The sequence below is a fragment of the Klebsiella planticola genome (genome assembly GCF_000783935.2).
Classification (GTDB): Bacteria; Pseudomonadota; Gammaproteobacteria; order Enterobacterales; family Enterobacteriaceae; genus Klebsiella; species Klebsiella planticola.
Genome location: NZ_CP026047.1, coordinates 2,932,917 through 2,954,011, shown reverse-complemented (window position 1 = coordinate 2,954,011; position 21,095 = coordinate 2,932,917). Strand labels below are relative to the sequence as shown.

The 21,095-nt window shown below is 54.4% G+C and carries 18 protein-coding genes; 10 read left to right on the top strand and 8 right to left on the bottom strand.

Annotated features, from left to right (window positions below):
- Positions 1–47 precede the first annotated feature (47 nt).
- The 7 genes from ppiD to bolA all read right to left on the bottom strand — a co-directional run bounded on the left by ppiD (position 48) and on the right by bolA (position 9,502).
- A complete protein-coding gene (gene ppiD / locus MC50_RS14295) occupies positions 48–1,922 on the bottom strand; it encodes a peptidylprolyl isomerase (RefSeq protein ID WP_047664210.1) in 1,875 nt (624 codons plus the stop codon).
- Positions 1,923–2,135: 213 nt separating this feature from the next.
- On the bottom strand, positions 2,136–2,408 hold the full coding sequence (gene hupB / locus MC50_RS14290; protein WP_002444653.1) for a nucleoid-associated protein HU-beta: 273 nt from the start codon (positions 2,406–2,408) through the stop codon (positions 2,136–2,138).
- A gap of 207 nt (positions 2,409–2,615) precedes the next feature.
- On the bottom strand, positions 2,616–4,970 hold the full coding sequence (gene lon / locus MC50_RS14285) for an endopeptidase La (protein WP_004858717.1): 2,355 nt from the start codon (positions 4,968–4,970) through the stop codon (positions 2,616–2,618).
- Between the two features lie 183 nt (positions 4,971–5,153).
- The gene (clpX, locus tag MC50_RS14280) at positions 5,154–6,428 is read right to left on the bottom strand and encodes an ATP-dependent protease ATP-binding subunit ClpX (protein ID WP_004858716.1); all 1,275 of its coding nucleotides are present in this window, start codon (positions 6,426–6,428) and stop codon (positions 5,154–5,156) included.
- A 132-nt stretch (positions 6,429–6,560) separates the two neighbouring features.
- Entirely contained in the window at positions 6,561–7,184 is a 624-nt protein-coding gene (gene clpP, locus MC50_RS14275) for an ATP-dependent Clp endopeptidase proteolytic subunit ClpP (protein ID WP_004858713.1), read from the bottom strand.
- 359 nt (positions 7,185–7,543) lie between these two features.
- A complete protein-coding gene (gene tig / locus MC50_RS14270; protein ID WP_032696539.1) occupies positions 7,544–8,842 on the bottom strand; it encodes a trigger factor in 1,299 nt (432 codons plus the stop codon).
- 342 nt (positions 8,843–9,184) lie between these two features.
- Positions 9,185–9,502, bottom strand: coding sequence for a transcriptional regulator BolA (bolA, locus tag MC50_RS14260; RefSeq protein ID WP_015585028.1), 318 nt, complete (start codon positions 9,500–9,502; stop codon positions 9,185–9,187).
- Between the two features lie 427 nt (positions 9,503–9,929).
- On the opposite strand from bolA, the gene MC50_RS14255 reads away from it, so the two are divergent.
- The 7 genes from MC50_RS14255 to cyoE all read left to right on the top strand — a co-directional run bounded on the left by MC50_RS14255 (position 9,930) and on the right by cyoE (position 17,295).
- Positions 9,930–10,508: a lipoprotein gene (locus MC50_RS14255; RefSeq protein WP_004858708.1), complete on the top strand. Its 579-nt coding sequence runs from the start codon at positions 9,930–9,932 to the stop codon at positions 10,506–10,508.
- Between the two features lie 43 nt (positions 10,509–10,551).
- On the top strand, positions 10,552–12,027 hold the full coding sequence (ampG, locus tag MC50_RS14250; RefSeq protein WP_032689243.1) for a muropeptide MFS transporter AmpG: 1,476 nt from the start codon (positions 10,552–10,554) through the stop codon (positions 12,025–12,027).
- 480 nt (positions 12,028–12,507) lie between these two features.
- Positions 12,508–13,455: a cytochrome o ubiquinol oxidase subunit II gene (cyoA, locus tag MC50_RS14245; protein ID WP_004858705.1), complete on the top strand. Its 948-nt coding sequence runs from the start codon at positions 12,508–12,510 to the stop codon at positions 13,453–13,455.
- Positions 13,456–13,474: 19 nt separating this feature from the next.
- The gene (cyoB, locus tag MC50_RS14240) at positions 13,475–15,466 is read left to right on the top strand and encodes a cytochrome o ubiquinol oxidase subunit I (RefSeq protein WP_032689244.1); all 1,992 of its coding nucleotides are present in this window, start codon (positions 13,475–13,477) and stop codon (positions 15,464–15,466) included.
- On the top strand, positions 15,456–16,067 hold the full coding sequence (locus MC50_RS14235) for a cytochrome o ubiquinol oxidase subunit III (protein ID WP_004129790.1): 612 nt from the start codon (positions 15,456–15,458) through the stop codon (positions 16,065–16,067). Before cyoB ends, MC50_RS14235 begins: the two co-directional genes overlap by 11 nt.
- Entirely contained in the window at positions 16,067–16,396 is a 330-nt protein-coding gene (locus MC50_RS14230) for a cytochrome o ubiquinol oxidase subunit IV (RefSeq protein ID WP_004858696.1), read from the top strand. The genes MC50_RS14235 and MC50_RS14230 overlap by 1 nt, the downstream gene beginning before the upstream one ends.
- An 11-nt stretch (positions 16,397–16,407) precedes the next feature.
- Positions 16,408–17,295, top strand: coding sequence for a heme o synthase (gene cyoE / locus MC50_RS14225; protein ID WP_004858694.1), 888 nt, complete (start codon positions 16,408–16,410; stop codon positions 17,293–17,295).
- Positions 17,296–17,346: 51 nt separating this feature from the next.
- On the opposite strand, the gene MC50_RS14220 is transcribed toward cyoE, so the two are convergent.
- A complete protein-coding gene (locus MC50_RS14220) occupies positions 17,347–18,105 on the bottom strand; it encodes an IclR family transcriptional regulator domain-containing protein (RefSeq protein ID WP_032689245.1) in 759 nt (252 codons plus the stop codon).
- Between the two features lie 152 nt (positions 18,106–18,257).
- Between MC50_RS14220 and MC50_RS14215 the strand changes: the two genes are divergently transcribed.
- From MC50_RS14215 to MC50_RS14205, 3 genes are read left to right on the top strand one after another with little or no spacing between them, the layout of a single operon-like run.
- Complete coding sequence (locus MC50_RS14215) at positions 18,258–19,079, top strand: shikimate dehydrogenase family protein (protein ID WP_047664204.1); 822 nt, start codon at positions 18,258–18,260, stop codon at positions 19,077–19,079.
- Positions 19,076–20,770 (top strand): FAD-dependent oxidoreductase, encoded by a 1,695-nt coding sequence (locus tag MC50_RS14210; protein WP_047664201.1) that lies wholly within the window; start codon positions 19,076–19,078, stop codon positions 20,768–20,770. The genes MC50_RS14215 and MC50_RS14210 overlap by 4 nt, the downstream gene beginning before the upstream one ends.
- Positions 20,767–21,087 (top strand): NIPSNAP family protein, encoded by a 321-nt coding sequence (locus MC50_RS14205; RefSeq protein ID WP_032689247.1) that lies wholly within the window; start codon positions 20,767–20,769, stop codon positions 21,085–21,087. Before MC50_RS14210 ends, MC50_RS14205 begins: the two co-directional genes overlap by 4 nt.
- Positions 21,088–21,095: the final 8 nt, after the last annotated feature.

Sequence of the window (21,095 nt, the reverse complement as noted above, 5' to 3'; positions counted from 1 at the left end):
CTTTGAGGATTACATCAGGTTACTGATTTTTGCGAAGCGTCACGAAATTATTGCTGCTGGTCGATAGCATCGCCGAGTTTAATTTTCGCGGACTTACGCAGGTTGCTCATCAGCGCTTCGAAAGCAATCTGAGCATTGTTCTGCGTGATGCCTTGAACCATGGCTTTTTTCTGCGCTTCCGGCATGTCGCCGGCTTTCACTTCATCCAGCGCCAGCAGCACCACGTTGCCTTTGATATCGCTCCCCATACCGTAGACAGGTTTACCCTGCTGCGGCAGCGGCAGAGCAAACGCCGCCTGGCTCAAGGGATCCTGACCGGTACGTGCCAGCGTCTGCGCCGGGCCGAAGCTTAAACCCGCGGCTTTCATCGCCTCGTCACCTTTGCCATCTTTGAGCGCGGCCAGCAGCTTGTCTGCATCCAGCTTCGCCTGCTGTTCAGCTTTGGTATGTTTTACGATATCGATAACCTGTGCTTTCACGTCCGCCAGTGGCTTCACGGCTTCCGCTTTGTGCTCGCTGATACGCAGAACAAATGCGCGATCGCCATCGACGGTGATGATATCGGAGTTGCTGCCCGGCGTACCGTTCTCGCCCACCAGCCCGCCGTTGAAGATAGCATCGGAGACCGGTTTAAAGTTCAGCTCTTCTGGCAGATTGTCACGCCCAAACCAGCCGGTTTCGCTGACTTTCACATCCGCAGCCTGTGCGGCGCTGGCCAGCGATTCGTTATCATTGCTGGCTGCATCGCTCACTTTCTGCTGCAGCGCGTAGTAAGCATCCAGCGCTTTTTCCTGCTTCACTTTCGCCGCGATATCATCGCGAACTTCGGCCAGCGGTTTAACCTTCGCCGGCTGAACATCATCAAGACGGACAACCAGGAAACCAACGGAAGATTTGATCACGCCAGAAAGCTGGCCTTTTTCTTTCAGACCGGCATTTTTCAGCTCTGGTACCGTTGCGGCATCGTCCATCCAGCCCATATCGCCACCGTTGCGGGCGGAGATAATGTCGGTAGATTTTTCTTTCGCCAGGGTGGAGAAATCGGTCCCTTTCTTCAGCTCATCCACAACGGTCTGGGCATCGGCTTCGGTCTTGGTCTGAATCACGCTGTAGCGGTTACGCTGCGGCTGCGTGAACTGATCCTGATGCTGATCATACCAGGACTGGATTTCTTCTTCAGAAGCGTTCTCCTGCATGCCTGCTGCATCCATTTTGATGTAGCTCACGCGGAACTGCTCCGGCGCCATGAAACGGGCCTGGTTTTGCTGGTAGTAAGCGTTGACTTCCTCATCGGTCACCGCCTGCTTCGCCGCCAGTGCGTTGACATCGATGGTGGCTTCACGCACTACGCGTTGCTGGGATACCAGCGCAGCCAGCTGATCGGATTCACCGGACAGCATAAAGTCGGTACCGGCAATCGCATTAATCAGCTGCTGAGTCGTCAGCTGGTTGCGCAGCGCCTGCGCGTACTGATCGGTGGTCATGCCCATTTGATTCACGATACCGCTAAAACGTTCGTTATCAAATTTGCCGTCAGTCTGGAAAGCCTGAGTCTGGAAGATAGCCTGTTTGACTTGAGCATCGCTGACGCTCAGTCCAAGTTCGCGGGCGTACTGGTCAAGCAGCGACTCGTCAATCAGACGGTTCAGCACCTGCTGACGCATGGTTTTCATGTAGTTTTCGTTGGCCGCCAGTTCAGAGAACTGATCGCCAAGCTGCTGCTGCATACGGTTACGTTCGCTGGCAACGGCATTTTCAAACTGTGAGCGACCAATTTCCTGGTCGTTAACTTTCGCGGCATAATTGTTACTGCCGCCAATCAGGTAACCACTCACCCCGGTCAAAATGAACGAGATAATGATGATACCGAAAATAATCTTGAGCACGACGCTATTGGCGGCCGTGCGTAGGTTGTCCATCATGGTGTAACAACGCTCCGCTGTAGATGACTTTAGCTCGCGCAGCATAGCACGTGATGGCTGCCGCGCGTGAGGACCTATTTTGACAAGAAAATGGGGTGATTGTCAGCCCACAAGTGCGTACAAACACACATAAAGTCGGGTTCCGGGCAAATAAAAAAGGCACATCTCGCGATGCGCCCTTGTACTTCGTCACATTCCCTGATGGGAAGCCGATCAGTTTACCGCGTCTTTCAGCGCTTTACCGGCACGGAAACCCGGTACTTTGGCAGCAGCGATGGTAATTTCTTTACCTGTTTGCGGGTTGCGACCAGTACGGGCAGCGCGCTCTTTCACAGCAAAGGTACCAAACCCGACCAGCGCAACGTCATCCCCAGCCTGCAGAGATTCAGTAACAGAAGCAATTAAAGCATCTAACGCACGTCCGGCTGCAGCTTTAGAAATGTCCGCACCCGCAGCAATTTTGTCAATCAGTTGAGATTTATTCACTGTTCTCTTCCTCTCTTTATAATTTATATCGCACCAGAATCCTTCGTGGTGCGACCGCGCAGCAGTTATATCAGGACTGTCATGCCCTTACAACAGAGTTGTAGATGACCCCCTGCCAGCGATCTAAGTTAGCTACACAAAAAAAGGCTGGCAAGTACGAATTTACTTCCCAGCCCCACTTTTCTTAGCGCTATTTGCGCGAAATCACTATTTTGCCGTGACGACCTGCATGCCGAATGGTTCGTTCTGCAACGCAAGTGTCAGAACTTCTTCGATTCGTTTCACCGGATGGATATCTAAATCGGCAATAACGTTATCTGGAATTTCTTCAAGGTCACGTTTATTTTCATCAGGAATCAGAACAGTCTTAATGCCGCCGCGATGTGCCGCCAGCAGTTTTTCCTTCAGACCGCCGATTGGCAGCACCTGACCACGCAGGGTAATTTCCCCCGTCATCGCGACGTCAGCGCGTACCGGATTCCCCGTCAGACAGGAGACCAGCGCGGTACACATCGCGATACCGGCGCTCGGACCGTCTTTCGGCGTCGCCCCTTCCGGAACGTGAACGTGAATATCACGTTTTTCGTAGAAATCCGAATTAATCCCCAGCTTATCCGCACGCGAACGTACCACGGTCAGCGCAGCCTGAATAGACTCCTGCATCACTTCGCCCAGCGAACCGGTATAGGTCAGCTTGCCTTTGCCCGGCACACAGGCGGTTTCGATGGTCAGCAGATCGCCGCCCACTTCCGTCCATGCCAGACCGGTGACCTGGCCGACGCGGTTTTCGCTATCCGCACGACCGTAGTCATAGCGCTGCACGCCAAGGAAATCATGCAGGTTATCGCCATTAATCGTGATGTGCTTCAGTGATTTATCCAGCAGCAGCTGTTTAACCGCCTTACGGCACAGCTTGGAAATTTCACGCTCCAGCCCACGCACGCCCGCTTCACGGGTGTAATAGCGAATAATCCCGACGATCGCGCTGTCCTCTACGGTCAGCTCGCCTTTCTTCAGCGCATTACGCTCAATCTGCTTAGACAGCAGGTGACGTTTGGCGATGTTCAGTTTTTCGTCTTCGGTATAACCGGAAAGACGAATCACTTCCATACGATCCAGCAGCGGCGCCGGAATGTTCATGGAGTTAGAGGTCGCCACAAACATGACATCGCTCAGATCGTAGTCCACTTCCAGATAGTGGTCGTTAAACGCCACGTTCTGTTCAGGATCCAGCACTTCCAGCAGCGCTGAAGCCGGATCGCCGCGCATGTCGGAGGACATTTTGTCGATCTCATCAAGCAGGAACAGCGGGTTTTTGACGCCCACTTTCGCCATTTTCTGGATCAGTTTGCCCGGCATTGAGCCAATATAGGTACGGCGGTGACCGCGGATTTCCGCTTCATCACGCACGCCGCCCAGCGCCATACGCACGTACTTACGTCCGGTCGCTTTAGCGATGGACTGACCCAGCGAGGTTTTACCCACCCCCGGCGGTCCAACCAGGCACAGAATCGGCCCTTTCAGCTTGTTGACACGGCTCTGCACTGCGAGATACTCAAGGATACGATCCTTCACGCGCTCCAGGCCGTAATGGTCGGTATCGAGGATCTCCTGAGCCTGACGCAGATCTTTTTTGACCTTGCTGCGCGCGCTCCACGGCACCTGCACCATCCAGTCGATGTAGCCGCGTACGACGGTCGCTTCTGCCGACATCGGCGACATCATCTTCAGCTTTTGCAGTTCCGCTTCGGTTTTTTCTTTCGCCTCTTTCGGCATTTTTGCCGCGTCGATCTTGCGCTTCAGCGCTTCGTTCTCGTCCGGCGCGTCATCCATCTCGCCAAGCTCTTTCTGGATGGCCTTCATCTGCTCATTCAGATAGTACTCACGCTGAGACTTTTCCATCTGCTTTTTCACGCGGTTGCGAATACGCTTCTCAACCTGCAGCAGATCGATTTCCGATTCCATCATCGCCATCAGATATTCCAGACGTTCGTTAATGTCGGACATCTCGAGGACGGACTGCTTATCTGCCAGCTTCAGCGGCATGTGCGCAGCAATGGTATCAGCCAGACGCGCAGGATCGTCGATGCTGTTGAGCGACGTCAGCACTTCCGGTGGGATTTTCTTGTTCAGCTTGATGTAGCCTTCAAACTGACCGATCGCGGTGCGCACCAGCACTTCCTGCTCACGTTCGTCGATCGCCGGCGATTCCAGGTACTCCGCTTTCGCTGAAAAATGCTCGCCGTTATCAGACAGTGCAGAAATACGCGCGCGCTGCAGGCCTTCAACCAGCACTTTGACGGTGCCATCAGGCAGCTTCAGCATCTGTAAAATTGACGCCACGGTCCCGACGGTGAAAAGATCATTTACACCCGGCTCATCCGTCGAAGCTTCTTTCTGCGCAACCAGCATGATTTTTTTATCATGGTCCATAGCCGCTTCAAGACAACGGATAGATTTTTCCCGCCCTACAAACAGGGGTATGACCATGTGCGGATAAACCACCACATCGCGCAACGGCAATACGGGGATTTCAATGCGTTCAGAACGCTCAGGATTCATAGAGCTCTCTCTTAGTTTAAAGTCCGCCAGGTAGCCAGCGGCACGACTCGTCATCGCGACGCCGTTAATATGTAATCCAGTATATGGGGATGTATTCCACACATTCAACGGCGGGAATGCAGGAAAAATAAAAGGGGAGATAAAATCCCCCCTTTTTGTTAACTGCTTGAGCAAGTTGGCTAATTATTCACCAGACGCCTGCTGCGCTTCCGGTTTGCCATAGATCAGCAACGGTTTGCTTTGGCCGTCGATAACAGAAGCATCGATGACCACCTTTTCCACGTCTTCCATTGATGGAAGATCGTACATGGTATCGAGCAGCGCGGCTTCAACAATGGAGCGCAGACCACGAGCGCCGGTTTTACGCGCCATCGCTTTTTTGGCGATCGCGTCCAGCGCTTCATCGCGGAACTCCAGTTCAGCGCCTTCCAGGTTGAACAATGCCTGATACTGTTTGGTCAGGGCATTTTTCGGCTCTTTCAGGATCTGAATCAGTGCTTCTTCGCTCAGCTCATTCAGCGTTGCGACAACCGGCAGACGACCGATGAACTCTGGAATCAGACCAAATTTGATCAGATCTTCCGGCTCAACCTGAGACAGCAGCTCGCCTTCGCTCGCTTTGTCAGATTTGGCTTTTACCGTCGCGCCGAAACCAATACCTGAACCGGTTTCAACACGATGGGAAATGACCTTATCCAGACCGGCAAACGCGCCGCCACAGATAAACAGAATCTTGGAGGTATCAACCTGCAAGAACTCCTGCTGCGGATGTTTACGCCCGCCCTGCGGTGGTACCGCGGCAACGGTCCCTTCGATAAGCTTCAGCAGCGCCTGCTGCACGCCTTCACCTGAGACATCGCGGGTAATCGACGGGTTATCCGATTTACGGGAAATTTTGTCGATTTCATCGATGTACACGATTCCGCGCTGCGCTTTTTGTACGTCGTAGTCGCATTTCTGCAACAGCTTCTGAATGATGTTTTCGACGTCTTCACCGACATAACCCGCTTCGGTCAGGGTGGTGGCGTCAGCCATGGTGAACGGCACATCCAGCAGACGCGCCAGCGTTTCCGCCAGCAGCGTTTTACCGGAACCTGTCGGCCCGATCAGCAGAATGTTACTTTTACCCAGCTCAACACCGTTGCTGGTATCACCATTGCGCAGGCGTTTGTAGTGGTTGTATACCGCAACGGCCAGCACTTTTTTCGCCGGCTCCTGACCGATAACGTAATCGTCCAGGTGGTGGCGGATTTCGTGCGGAGTCGGCAGCGCACTGCGTTCACGATGCGGCGCGACTTCTTTAATCTCTTCGCGAATGATGTCGTTACATAAATCAACGCATTCGTCGCAGATATACACGGATGGCCCGGCGATCAGCTTACGCACTTCATGCTGGCTTTTGCCGCAAAAAGAGCAATACAACAGTTTGCCCGAACCATCTTTGCGTTTATCTGTCATGAGTCCAAACCTCTTATTAAGTTCTTTGTGCCGCACACGACGACGCAAATGCCATTCTCAGGCGCAAGTCGCTGATAAGCGTTGTGCCGCCCTACTCCAGACAAGTATAGCGGCCCCCTTGCGCCAGGGGCATCAATTACGATGGGTCAAAATGGAATCGACCAGGCCGTATTCCACCGCTTCGGAGGCTGACAAGAAACGGTCACGCTCGGTGTCGTTCTCAATCTGCGCAAGGGATTGACCCGTATGGTGTGCCATCAGTTCATTCATCCGCCCTTTCACTTTCAGGATCTCGCGGGCGTGAATTTCGATATCCGTCGCCTGACCCTGATAGCCGCCCAGCGGCTGGTGGATCATCACACGGGAATTCGGCAGGCAGAAACGCTTGCCTTTTGCCCCTGCGGTCAGCAGGAACGCGCCCATCGAAGCCGCCTGGCCCATACAAATGGTGCTCACGTCAGGCTTGATGAACTGCATGGTGTCGTAAATCGACATCCCGGCGGTGATCACCCCGCCCGGAGAGTTAATGTACAGATAAATGTCTTTTTCCGGGTTCTCTGCTTCCAGAAAAAGCATCTGCGCCACGATCAGATTCGCCATGTGGTCTTCCACCTGGCCGGTCAGAAAGATGACGCGTTCCTTGAGCAGACGGGAGTAGATATCAAAAGAACGTTCACCGCGCGAGGTCTGTTCAATGACCATCGGCACCAGGGCCATATGGGGTGCAAAGTTATCTCGTTCGCCACTGTATGACATTTCCGTCTCCTGGATTAATTTTGAATAAACCTGCCGCACTGATTGTAACCTTATGGACGGATTATCAGCCAGAGTCTTCTGTCCGTCATCGTTCAAATTACCTGAATATCGGCCTTACGCCAGCAACCTGAACCACTCCCGACAGATACGCTTCGTCATTATGCATGATTTCACGCGTGCAGTTTCGTCTCCTCGTAGTGGGGACGATGCAACCATAATTCAAGCATAACAAGCTTTTGTCGTAACGCTATCATTGATATCGCGTTTTCGCACTCATCCTGAAGCTATTGCTGCGATAAAAAAAAACCCGCCGCCTCTCGGCAACGGGTTTTACCTGAACTTTAAACCGCGGGGCGAAATTACGCCTGCTGGTTCATCAGTTCATTGAAGGTAGTGGCTTTTTCAGACACTTTCGCTTTTGCCAGAACGGCTTCAACAGCCTGCTCTTCCAGCGCGACGTTACGCATGTTGTCCATCAGTTCGTTGTTTTTGCTGTAGAACTCAACAACTTCTTTCGGATCTTCGTAAGCGGAAGCCATCTCTTCGATCAGGCCTTTAACACGCTCTTCGTCAGCTTTCAGCTCGTTGGTGCGAATGACTTCGCCCAGCAGCAGACCGACAACTACGCGGCGTTTAGCCTGCTCTTCGAACAGTTCGCGCGGCAGTTCCAGAGCCTGCTTCTCATTGCCACCGAAACGCTGAGCAGCCTGACGACGCAGAACGTCGATTTCGCTGTCGATCAGGGCAGCCGGCACGTCGATGTCGTTCGCTTTAACCAGACCTTCGATAGCCTGAGACTTCACGCGGTTACGCACGGCGCCTTTCAGCTCGCGATCCATGTTTTTACGCACTTCAGCGCGCAGACCTTCGACAGAACCATCTTCAACGCCGAAACGTTTGATGAATTCAGCAGTCAGTTCCGGCAGCTCGCGCTCTTCAACTTTCTTCAGGTTGATAACGAACTTAGCCGCTTTACCTTTCAGGTTTTCTGCGTGGTATTCTTCCGGGAAGGTCACATCGATAGTGAACTCTTCGCCCGCTTTGTGGCCTTTAATACCGTCTTCAAAGCCTGGGATCATACGACCCTGGCCCATCGCCAGTACGAAGTCAGACGCTTTGCCGCCTTCGAACTCTTCGCCGTCAACAGAACCGGTGAAGTCGATGGTTACACGGTCTTCTGCATCAACAGCGCCATCTTTGTCTTTCCAGTTAGCCTGCTGCTTACGCAGAGTGTCCAGCATGGTGTCGACGTCAGCTTCGGTCACTTCAACAACCGGTTTTTCAACTTCGATAGTTTCCAGACCCTGCAGAGCAACTTCCGGATAAACTTCGAACTCTACCGCGTAGGTGAAGTCTTCACCCAACTTGTATTCGCCCGGAACGTAGTTCGGTGCGCCGGCTGGATTGATTTTCTCTTTGATGATCGCGTCAACGAAATGACGGCTCATCAGGTCGCCCAGCACGTCCTGGCGAACGGATGCGCCATAACGCTGAGCAACAACATTCATCGGCACTTTCCCTTTACGGAAGCCGTCAATGCGAACTTTTTTCGCCACGTTGACCAGCTCGCTTTTGACAGCATTCTCGATGCTGTCAGCGGCGATAGTAATCGTTACACGGCGCCCAAGGCCCTGAGTGGTTTCAACTGAAACTTGCATCTTGTTACCTCAAAAAAATCACAGTGCTCGGTCAACTCTGGAAGCGCGTGTACGTTGCTTCGCAGAACCGGGATGCCCTCTTCAATCAGAAACACATTCCCTGTCGCCAGAATCATCCCGAAGACATTCATATAAGACGCGGCATTATAGCGGCATCACTTTTGTGAGTCGAGAACGGTTGTCGCCCACTGCTGCGGCATTTTTCACATTTCCCGCGCAAATTTGCCTTTAAAAGCGCCCACTGCACACATTTTCAGACAAAACAAAACGGCCCGTAGGCCGTTTTTTAATAAATCTTCACGCAACATACTGGAAAAGTTCCCGCGGTTGCAAATACGATTTCTAGGCGATACTTCCCGCACCGCGACAAGGAGGAGATGCAAATACCGTGTCCTGAAGCCCTTCCCACTCTTTAATCGTATAGGTATGCAGCGCCAGCGCATGCACGGTGCTCGACAGCTCCTCAGTCAGCGTACCGTAGATCATACGGTGACGGTTCAGAAAACGCTCGCCGGTGAAACGATCGCTCACCAACACCACTTTAAAATGACTTTCAGAGCCAGCCGGGACATTGTGGCGATAACTTTCATCCACGACTTCGAGATACACGGGGTCGAACGCTGCCCTAAGTTTTGCTTCGATCTGTTCACGTATCATCATGAATTTTCTCCTCCGACAACGCTGAGATGCCGCCATTCCTTTTAAATGTTAGCCGCTTTTACCGCTTCCATTAGGGGAAAACAACAAAAAATTAGCATTGTTCTGATATTTTCATTCAAAAGTATCAAGTTTACTTACTCTCTCCCCCAGAACGTCCGCCTGGATCGCGATAAAAATGGGAGGCGGCGATAAAATGTACAACGCGATGAATTTACATGCGTTGCCACTTCCCCTCGCCGTTGGCGATGTTATGATGGCGGTAATTTTCCTCAATGACCCGAAATAAATTTGCGCGACGGAAAGGCTACAAACGGGAGAGTCCTCAGGCGCTTGCTGAAGCGAGTGACGAGGGCGAACAAGAGCCGCTAACGCAACCGTTGCCTGAAGTATGACGGGTATAACAACACCATGCGCTGAGACCCTGAACATGTTTAAGAAAATTCTTTTCCCGCTGGTCGCGATGTTTATGCTGGCAGGATGCGCGACGCCTCCGACCACCATTGATGTATCGCCGAAAATGAGCCTGCCGCAGCAGGACCCAAGTCTGATGGGCGTCACCGTCAGCATTAACGGTGCGGATCAGCGTCCGGATCAGGCGCTGGCAAAGGTCACCCGCGATAACCAACAGGTTACGCTGACCGCCTCTCGCGATCTGCGCTTCCTGCTGCAGGAAGTGCTGGAAAAACAAATGACCGCGCGCGGTTATATGATTGGGCCGAACGGCGCGGTCGATCTGCAGATCATCGTCAACAAACTGTATGCCGACGTTTCACAGGGCAACGTGCGCTACAACATCGCCACGAAAGCAGATATCGCGATTATCGCCACCGCCGCGAACGGCACCAAAATGACCAAAAACTATCGCGCAAGCTACTCTGTTGAAGGCGCCTTCCAGGCTTCTAACCAGAATATCGCCAATGCAGTGAACAGCGTCCTGACCGATACCATCGCCGATATGGCGCAGGACACCAGCATTCATGATTTCATCAAGCAAAACGCGCGTTGATCGTTCGCAAACCCGGCCTCGCGCCGGGTTTGCGCCATAAGCCATGTCCAACCACTACTTACGCATTTTCCAGCAGCCTAAATCAGCTATTTTGCTGATCCTTGGGTTTGCTTCCGGCCTGCCTCTCGCGCTGACCTCCGGCACGCTCCAGGCGTGGATGACCGTTGAAAATATCGATCTGAAAACGATCGGCTTCTTCTCGCTGGTTGGTCAGGCTTACGTCTTTAAGTTTCTCTGGTCGCCGTTAATGGACCGCTACACGCCGCCGTTTCTTGGCCGGCGCCGCGGCTGGCTGCTGACCACCCAGTTTCTGCTGCTGATCGCCATCGCCGCCATGGGGTTCCTTGAGCCCTCCACCCAGCTCCGCTGGATGGCGGCATTAGCGGTAGTTATCGCCTTCTGCTCCGCATCGCAGGATATCGTCTTCGACGCCTGGAAAACCGATGTGCTGCCGGCAGAGGAGCGTGGCGCAGGCGCGGCCATCAGCGTGCTGGGCTATCGCCTGGGGATGCTGGTCTCCGGCGGTCTGGCGCTGTGGCTGGCCGATCGCTGGCTCGGCTGGCAGGGAATGTACTGGCTGATGGCCGTGCTGCTGATTCCCTGCATTATCGCCACCCTGCTGGCGCCAGAACCGAGCGACGTGATTCCGGTACCGAAAAGCCTCGAACAGGCGGTCGCCGAACCGCTGCGCGATTTCTTCGGACGCAACAACGCCTGGCTGATCCTGCTGCTCATCGTCCTTTATAAGCTCGGCGATGCCTTTGCGATGAGTCTGACCACCACGTTTTTGATTCGTGGCGTCGGTTTTGATGCCGGCGAGGTCGGAATGGTCAATAAAACGCTGGGACTTTTCGCGACGATTGTTGGCGCACTCTACGGCGGCGTATTAATGCAGCGCCTCACCCTGTTTCGCGCCCTGCTGATTTTCGGCGTGCTACAGGGCGTATCCAATGCCGGCTACTGGCTGCTGTCGATTACCGATAAACATCTTTACTCCATGGCGACGGCGGTCTTTTTCGAGAACCTGTGCGGCGGTATGGGCACGGCGGCATTTGTCGCCCTGTTAATGACCCTGTGTAATAAATCGTTTTCCGCCACCCAGTTTGCTTTGCTGTCCGCGCTCTCGGCAGTTGGTCGCGTGTACGTCGGGCCGATTGCCGGCTGGTTCGTCGAAGCTCACGGTTGGCCTACGTTTTATCTGTTCTCCGTCTTTGCCGCCGTCCCGGGGATTGTGCTCCTGCTGCTCTGCCGGCAAACCCTGGAGTACACGCAACGCACCGGAAGCTTTATTCCGCGCACGGACTATCCACAGACCTATACGCTGGCGCTGCTGATTCTGGCCGTGGGTTCGCTGATGCTGGGCATATGGCTGCTGTTGCTGATACTTAATGCCCTCGACTTCACCTCGTTTTCCTTCCTGCCCGCGCTGCTGGAAATTGCGGCCATCACCGCCATCGCCGGCGTTTTGCTCGGAAGTCTGCTTGATTATCTGGCGTTACGGAAGAGAGCGCTGATTTAACGCATACTCGCGGGGTTATTAGCCGTTGTAATCACTGAACGTAATTATAACGGCTTATTAACGATTTTATATTGTTCATTTTTCATTTGTTGTTTTGTGCGCTTTACATTTTGGGAAGTTATTGACAACTTTTATTCAAAACATTAAATAATTTAACCGATTCAGCAAAAGCGATTTAATATCGCCGCCGAGCAATGTCTGTTATTTGATAATTAATTGTTAATTAGTTGTGTTATTTTTCGAGTGTTTATACTCATTCCCCCATAAGCCCATCCATTCTTATCTCTTTCGTTATAGATCCTGCATATAGCGTGCTTTGCAAGCATCAGCGTCACACTCGGTTACATATGTGACAAAGCGAGCAGAACCCGCTAACACAGAACTGACACAGCCCCAATCATGTTTACAGTAATGCAACCTTCCCGTAAAATGCCCGTACACTTTAAGCGCCACCAGATTCCGTGGAATTGAGGTCGTTCAATGAGACTTAGGAAATACAATAAAAGTTTGGGATGGATGTCATTAATCGCAGGTACTGTATTACTCAGTGGTTGTGATTCTGCACTCCTTGACCCAAAAGGACAGATTGGACTGGAGCAACGTTCTCTGATACTGACGGCCTTTGGCCTGATGATGATTGTCGTTATTCCCGCCGTCTTAATGGCAGTAGGATTTGCCTGGAAGTATCGTGCGAGTAATAAAGATGCGAAGTATAGCCCGAACTGGTCACACTCCAACAAAGTTGAAGCTGTGGTCTGGACGGTTCCTATTCTGATCATCCTGTTCCTGGCCGTTCTGACCTGGAAAACCACTCACGCACTTGAGCCAAGCAAACCGCTTGCTCACGAAGAGAAACCGATCGTCATCGAAGTTGTTTCGATGGACTGGAAATGGTTCTTCATCTATCCGGAACAGGGTATTGCTACCGTCAACGAAATCGCCTTCCCGGCGAACGTACCGGTACACTTCAAAGTGACCTCTAACTCCGTGATGAACTCGTTCTTTATCCCACGTTTAGGCAGCCAGATTTACGCAATGGCCGGGATGCAGACTCAGCTGCACCTCATCGCGAATGAAACTGGCACTTATGACGGTATCTCCGCAAGCTATAGCGGCCCGGGCTTCTCTGGTATGAAGTTCAAAGCTATCGCCACGCCGGATCGTGCAACCTTCGATCAGTGGGTAGCGAAAGCGAAACAGTCATCGAACACCATGGACTCCATGGCGGCTTTCGACAAACTGGCTGCGCCTAGCGAATACAACAAAGTGGAATACTTCTCTGACGTGAAACCGGATTTGTTTAAAGATGTTGTGAACAAATTTATGTCTCATGGCAAGAGCATGGATATGTCCCAGCCTGAAGGCGAGCACGCAGCGCACGAAGGGATGGAAGGCATGGACATGAGCCACGCGGAAACCGCTCACTAAGGGGCCGAGGAAGAAAACGATGTTCGGAAAACTTACACTGGATGCAGTGCCCTACCACGAACCCATTATTGTGGTTACGGTGGCTGCGATTATCATCGGGGGACTGGCGCTTCTGGCGGCAATCACTTACTTCGGTAAGTGGTCCTACCTTTGGAATGAGTGGCTGACTTCGGTCGACCACAAAAGACTTGGTATCATGTATGTCATCGTAGCAATCGTGATGTTGCTGCGTGGCTTCGCTGACGCCGTTATGATGCGTAGCCAGCAGGTGCTGGCCTCGGCCGGGGAAGCAGGGTTCCTGCCGCCTCACCACTACGATCAGATCTTTACCGCCCACGGCGTTATCATGATCTTCTTCGTAGCGATGCCGTTTGTTATCGGTCTGATGAACCTCGTGGTTCCGCTGCAGATCGGTGCGCGCGACGTTGCCTTCCCGTTCCTCAACAACCTGAGCTTCTGGTTCACCGTTGTCGGCGTAATTCTGGTTAACTTGTCTCTGGGCGTCGGTGAATTCGCACAGACCGGTTGGCTGGCCTATCCGCCGCTGTCGGGAATCGAGTACAGTCCGGGCGTTGGGGTCGATTACTGGATCTGGGCTCTCCAGCTATCCGGTATTGGTACGACGTTAACCGGTATTAACTTCTTCGTGACCATTATCAAGATGCGTGCCCCTGGCATGACGATGTTCAAGATGCCAGTATTTAGCTGGGCATCTCTGTGCGCCAACATCCTGATTATCGCCTCCTTCCCAATCCTGACCGTCACCGTCGCGCTGCTGACCCTGGACCGCTACCTGGGCACCCATTTCTTTACCAACGAGATGGGTGGCAACATGATGATGTACATCAACCTGATTTGGGCCTGGGGCCACCCGGAAGTGTATATCCTGGTGCTGCCGGTATTCGGTGTCTTCTCCGAGATCGCCGCAACCTTCTCGCGTAAGCGTCTGTTTGGCTACACCTCGCTGGTATGGGCAACAGTGTGTATTACCGTTCTGTCGTTCATCGTTTGGCTGCACCACTTCTTCACCATGGGTGCCGGCGCGAACGTCAACGCCTTCTTCGGTATTACTACCATGATTATCGCAATCCCGACCGGGGTTAAGATCTTCAACTGGCTGTTCACCATGTACCAGGGCCGTATCGTCTTCAACTCAGCCATGCTGTGGACTATCGGCTTCATCGTGACCTTCTCTGTTGGTGGTATGACCGGCGTTCTGCTGGCGGTACCGGGCGCGGACTTCGTGCTGCACAACAGTCTGTTCCTGATTGCCCACTTCCATAACGTTATTATCGGCGGTGTGGTATTCGGTTGCTTTGCTGGCCTGACCTACTGGTGGCCGAAAGCCTTTGGCTTCACGCTGAACGAAACCTGGGGCAAACGCGCTTTCTGGTTCTGGATCATCGGCTTCTTCGTCGCATTTATGCCGCTGTACGTACTGGGCTTCATGGGTATGACGCGTCGCCTGAGCCAGCAGATTGACCCGCAGTTCCACCCGATGCTGGTTGTTGCGGCATGCGGTGCGGCGCTGATTGCCTGCGGTATCCTCTGCCAGCTGATTCAGTTCTACGTGTCTATCCGCGATCGCGATCAGAACCGCGACCTGACCGGTGACCCGTGGGGCGGCCGTACTCTGGAGTGGGCAACCTCTTCTCCGCCTCCGTTCTACAACTTCGCTATCGTTCCTGTCGTTCACGAGCGTGACGCGTTCTGGGAAATGAAAGAAAAAGGCGAAGCGTATAAGAAACCGGCTGGCTATGAAGAGATTCATATGCCGAAAAACAGCGGCGCAGGCATCGTTATTGCTGCTTTCGCAACGGTGTTTGGTTTCGCGATGATCTGGCACATCTGGTGGATGGCGATTGCAAGCTTCGTCGGTATCCTGGTGACCTGGATTATTAAGAGCTTTGACGAGGACGTGGATTACTACGTGCCGGTTGCAGTAGTCGAAAAACTGGAAAATCAGCATTTCGATGAGATTAACAAAGCAGGGCTGAAAAATGGCAACTGATACTCTTGCGCATAACGCCCACGCGCATGAACACGGGCACCACGATACAGGGCCGATGAAGGTATTCGGCTTCTGGATCTACCTGATGAGCGACTGCATTATCTTCGCCACCCTGTTTGCTACCTATGCCGTTCTGGTGAACGGCACGGCTGGCGGACCGACCGGTAAAGATATTTTTGAACTGCCGTTCGTTCTGGTTGAAACCGCGCTGCTGCTGTTCAGCTCCATCACCTACGGCATGGCGGCTATCGCCATGTACAAGAACAATAAGAGCCAGGTTGTTTCCTGGCTGGCGCTGACCTTCCTCTTCGGGGCAGGGTTCATCGCGATGGAACTCTATGAATTCCATCATCTGATTGTTGAAGGTATGGGCCCGGATCGCAGCGGCTTCCTGTCAGCGTTCTTCGCGCTGGTCGGAACCCACGGTCTGCACGTCACCTCCGGCCTGATCTGGATGGCGGTGCTGATGGTTCAGGTTTCACGTCGTGGCCTGACCAACACGAACCGCACCCGTATCATGTGCCTGAGCCTGTTCTGGCACTTCCTGGACGTTGTGTGGATCTGCGTGTTCTCGGTTGTTTATCTGATGGGGGCAATGTAATGAGTCATTCTAGCGATCATAACGGCGCTTCTCACGGCAGCGTAAAGAGCTACATGACAGGGTTCGTCCTGTCGATCATTCTGACGGTTATCCCGTTTGCTATGGTTATGAGTGGCTCCGCATCGCATGCGGCTATTCTGGGAACTATCCTGGTCACCGCTGTTGTGCAGATTCTGGTACACCTGGTGTACTTCCTGCACATGAACAGCAAGTCTGACGAAGGTTGGAACCTGACCGCGTTTATCTTCACCGTAATCATCATTGCTATCGTTGTTGTTGGCTCCATCTGGATTATGTGGAACCTGAACTACAACATGATGATGCACTAAGAGCGGCAAGTATGTTTAAGCAATACCTGCAAGTAACGAAACCTGGCATCATTTTTGGCAACCTGATCTCCGTGATCGGCGGTTTCCTGTTGGCCTCCAAGGGCCACATCGACTATCCGCTGTTTGCATGGACGCTCCTTGGGGTGTCCCTGGTGGTCGCCTCGGGTTGTGTATTCAACAACTACATCGACCGTGACATCGATCGTAAGATGGAACGGACGAAAAACCGGGTGCTGGTCAAAGGGCTGATCTCGCCACAAGTTTCGCTGGTATACGCCACCTTGCTGGGTATTGCTGGCTTCATGCTCCTGTGGTTTGGCGCTAACCCTCTGGCCTGCTGGCTGGGGGTGATGGGGTTCGTGGTTTATGTCGGCGTCTACAGCCTGTACATGAAACGTCACTCCGTCTACGGTACGCTGATTGGTTCTCTCTCCGGCGCTGCGCCGCCGGTGATTGGCTACTGCGCGGTGACCGGTAATTTCGATAGCGGCGCGGCGATTCTGCTGGCTATCTTCAGCCTGTGGCAGATGCCTCACTCCTACGCCATCGCGATTTTCCGCTTCAAGGATTATCAGGCGGCGAACATTCCGGTTCTGCCGGTGGTGAAAGGCATTTCCGTGGCGAAGAACCACATTACGCTGTACATCGTGGCCTTTGCTGTCGCCACGCTGATGCTGTCACTGGGTGGCTACGCCGGGTATAAATACCTGGTCGTTGCCGCCGCGGTGAGCGTCTGGTGGCTGGGGATGGCGCTGCGCGGTTACAAAGTGGCGGATGACAAAGTCTGGGCGCGTAAGCTGTTCGTCTTTTCCATCGTCGCCATTACCGCACTGTCGGTGATGATGTCCGTCGACTTTATGGTGCCGGATTCACACAATCTGCTGGCCTACGTCAGATAAGATTGTCGCTCTGACAAACCCCGCTCCGGCGGGGTTTTTTATTGCCCGGAGTTACCCCACCAGCATCGCCTGCGCGCTATAGAGCAGATCCAGATGGTCGCGACACAACGCATCCAGCGACGTCCGCGACTGGTGAGAGGTCAGGCTCAGCGCGCCCCAGTACATCCCTTCCCTGTCAGACAGAGGTACCGCCAGCACCAGCATCCCAATTTCAAACTCCTGCTCGATAGTGGCAAACCCCTGGCGCCGCACCAGAGCAATTTTTTCCATCAGCATCGCCACGTCCGTCACCGTATACGGCGTGCGCTGTTCACGCTTGATACGTCGCAGAATCACCTCGCACTCGTCTTCCGGCAGCGAAGCCAGCCAGAGTCGCCCGCCGGCGGTGCAGAATATTGGCACCCGCTCCCCTAACCTCACCGAGGTCGAGTTAAACGGCGTATGTTTGCTGCGCGCGATATACACCAGTTCATCTTCATCAATCACCCCGACCGACGCATGCTCTTCCGTCCGGCTGGCAATGTACTCAACGATGGGACGGACCATGCGCGGAAACTGTGCCGAATCAACATAGGCCTGCCCCAGGCGCAGCGCTTTTGGCGTCAGCCAGTAATAGCGCCCGTCGGTCTGTACATAGCGCTCGTGCAGCAACGTCAGCAGAAAACGACGCGCGGCGCTCTGCGTCAGGCCGCTCATTTTCGCCGCCTGAGGCACGCTGAGTCGGGGAAAATCTTTGGAGAAAAGCTGGATCAAGGCCAGTCCTTTTTGCAGACCGACTATCAAATCGCGCGGATGTATTGTGTTTTGCATATCAGCTCACATTTCTGCAACATTGCCATCGATTCACTGCGATTATCGCAGTGGTGGTGCGATTAACAACCAATACGTCCGAATTCTGCGTTGTTGCTCTCAGGTTCCGCTGAAATACTTTCACAACATTCATTTAACAAATGAGGTTTGAAATGGTCAGTGGATTCACGCAGGTCGTTGCCGTTATCGGCCATCCGATTACGCAGGTTAAATCACCGGAGAACTTCAACCGCTACTTCGCCGAGCAGCAGATGGACAGCGTGATGATCCCGGTCGATATCGCCCCGGAAGCGGTGGCGGATTATTTGCTGGCGTTACGCGGATGGCTGAACATGAGCGGCGTACTGGTCACCGTGCCGCACAAACAGCGCGCCGCCACGCTGGTTGACGAATTAACGCCGCGCGCCCGCCATCTCAACGCGGTGAATGTCATTCGCAAACTGGCGGATGGCCGTCTGCAGGGCGATATGCTGGATGGCGTCGGCTTCTCTCTTGCCGCGGCGGCCCACGGTTTTCAGGCTGAAGGAAAGACGGCGCTGCTCTCCGGCTGCGGCGGCGTCGGCAGCGCCATCGCCTGGGGACTGTGTGAAGCCGGCATTCGCCAGCTGGCGCTACACGACCAGAATCCGGCCACGTTACAGCTGCTGCATAACCGTCTCGCTACCCATTTCCCTGAGGTTATCCTCACTCCTCTGCCCGACACCCTGAGTGGCATGCATTTGCTGGTGAACGGTTCTCCGGCGGGAATGGCGAATTTCGATCCTCTGCCGCTACCGCCACACTTACTGGAGACTCTCGACGCGGCAACCCACGTCGCCGATGTCGTTACCGCCCCGGCGCTCACGCCGCTGCTGGCTTTCGCACAGGCGCGCGGCTGCGTAATACAAACCGGCCCCGAAATGGCGCTGGCGCAGATGAAACTCATGGGGCAATTCATCGGAGCCATCCCCCAGGAACAGGGGGCCGCGGCATGAAAAGCTGGGATGTGATTGTCATCGGCAGCGGCGCCGGCGGGTTTGCCGCCGCGGTCACGGCCTGTTGCAAAGGGCTGTCGGTGCTGATGCTGGAAAAAGCGCCGCAGTTTGGCGGCACCTCGGCGATTTCCGGCGGAGCGGTATGGATCAACGATACCGATCAGGCGCGTGCACAGGGAAAAAGCGGTGCGGCGGACGCGATCAAAACCTACCTGAAAACGATCATCGGTGAACAGAACTATCGTCCGGACATTGTCGATGCGTTTGTCGCTTCCGGACGCGAAGCGCTGGCGTTCCTCGAAAAAGAGGGCGCGGTGAAGTACAGTCTGCGCCCCCTGTCACCGGACTATTATCCTGATGAGCCGGGCGCCGTTGATTGCGGACGCGCGCTGGAGGTCGTGGAGTACGACGGACGCCAGCTCGGCGACCGCTTTCGCGACCTGCGCTCTCCCCCGCCGGGGATGCTGTTATTTGGCGGCATGATGGTCAACCGCGTGGATATCCAGCATTTTCTGGAGATGCGCCGCTCGCTGCGCTCGTTATCGCACTGCGCGAAGCTGCTGCTGCGCTACGCGCGCGACCGCATCAGTCACCCGCGCGGCACCCGGCTGGCGATGGGCAACGCCTTAATTGCCCGCATGGCCACCGTAGCGCTGCGCAAAGGCATGACGCTCCGGCTGAACGTCAACGTCCTTTCTCTGGTTGAGCACCAGGGCGCGGTCACCGGCGTCAATATTGAATGTGATGGCCAACAAGAGACCTTACAGGCGCGCTGCGGCGTCGTGCTGGCCGCCGGCGGCTTTGCCGCAGGAGAGCTGGCGGCACGCTACCGGCCGCATACCCGCGAGCATTACTCCATGTCGCCGGCCGGCAATGATGGCGCCGCATTCCGTCTTGCCAGCGCACTCAACGCCTGTGAAGGAGCCGACCTGTCGTCCAATTTTTTCTGGGCGCCGGTCTCGGTACTGCGCCACGCCGACGGGCGCGAAGAACGCTTCCCGCACCTGGTCACCGACCGGGCCAAGCCGGGCGTTATCGCCGTGAACCAAAAGGCGGAACGTTTCGTCAACGAATCAAACTCTTACCACCACTTCGCCAGCGCCATGCAAAGCCAGCCCGAAAACGCCCCCTGTTTTCTGATCTGCGATGCCCTGGCGATGAAACGCTACGGCCTCGGTCTTGCGCGGCCCGCGCCGGTGAACAACGATGCGCTGATCGAGGCCGGCTACCTGCACAAAGCGGACTCCCTCGCCCGGCTTGCTCAACAGCTAGGGCTTGACGCACAAGCGCTCGCCGGGACGGTGGCCCGCTACAACCGCGACGCCGCGCAGGGAGAAGATCCGCAATTCGCCAAAGGCGGCAACAGCTATAACCGCGCGATGGGCGATCCGCGCCATCAACCGAACGCCTGCAATGCTCCGCTGCTGAAGGCGCCGTTTTATGCCATCACCCTCTACACCGGTGATTTAGGCACGTCGCGCGGCCTGGTCACCAGCGAAAACGCCCAGGTCCTTAATCAACAACGTCAGCCGATCAGAGGCCTTTATGCCGTTGGTAACGATATGGATTCCATGATGGCGGGCACCTACCCCGGTCCCGGCATTACGCTCGGCCCGGCGCTGACCTTCGGCTATCTCTCTGCCCGCCATATGGCACAACAACCGACCCCATCAACAGGAGAAACACCATGATCTATGAAAAACGCACCTACACCATTAATCCGCTGAAAATGGCCGACTGGCTGGCGCTGTACAAAAGCGATGCTTACGCCGTCCAGACCGAGCATCTCGGTAAGCTGATCGGCTTTTTCTTCACCGAAATCGGCGTGGTGAATCAGGTGGTGCATATCTGGGCTTACGAAAGCCTCGACGATCGCCTGGTACGTCGGGCGCGCATGGCGCAAGACCAACGCTGGCTGACCTTCTCGCGTAAAAACCGCGAACTGGCGGCCGTTGAGCGGCTGGAGTCGGTCCTGCTGCGTCCTGTTGATTTTTCACCACTGCAATAAGGGGACGG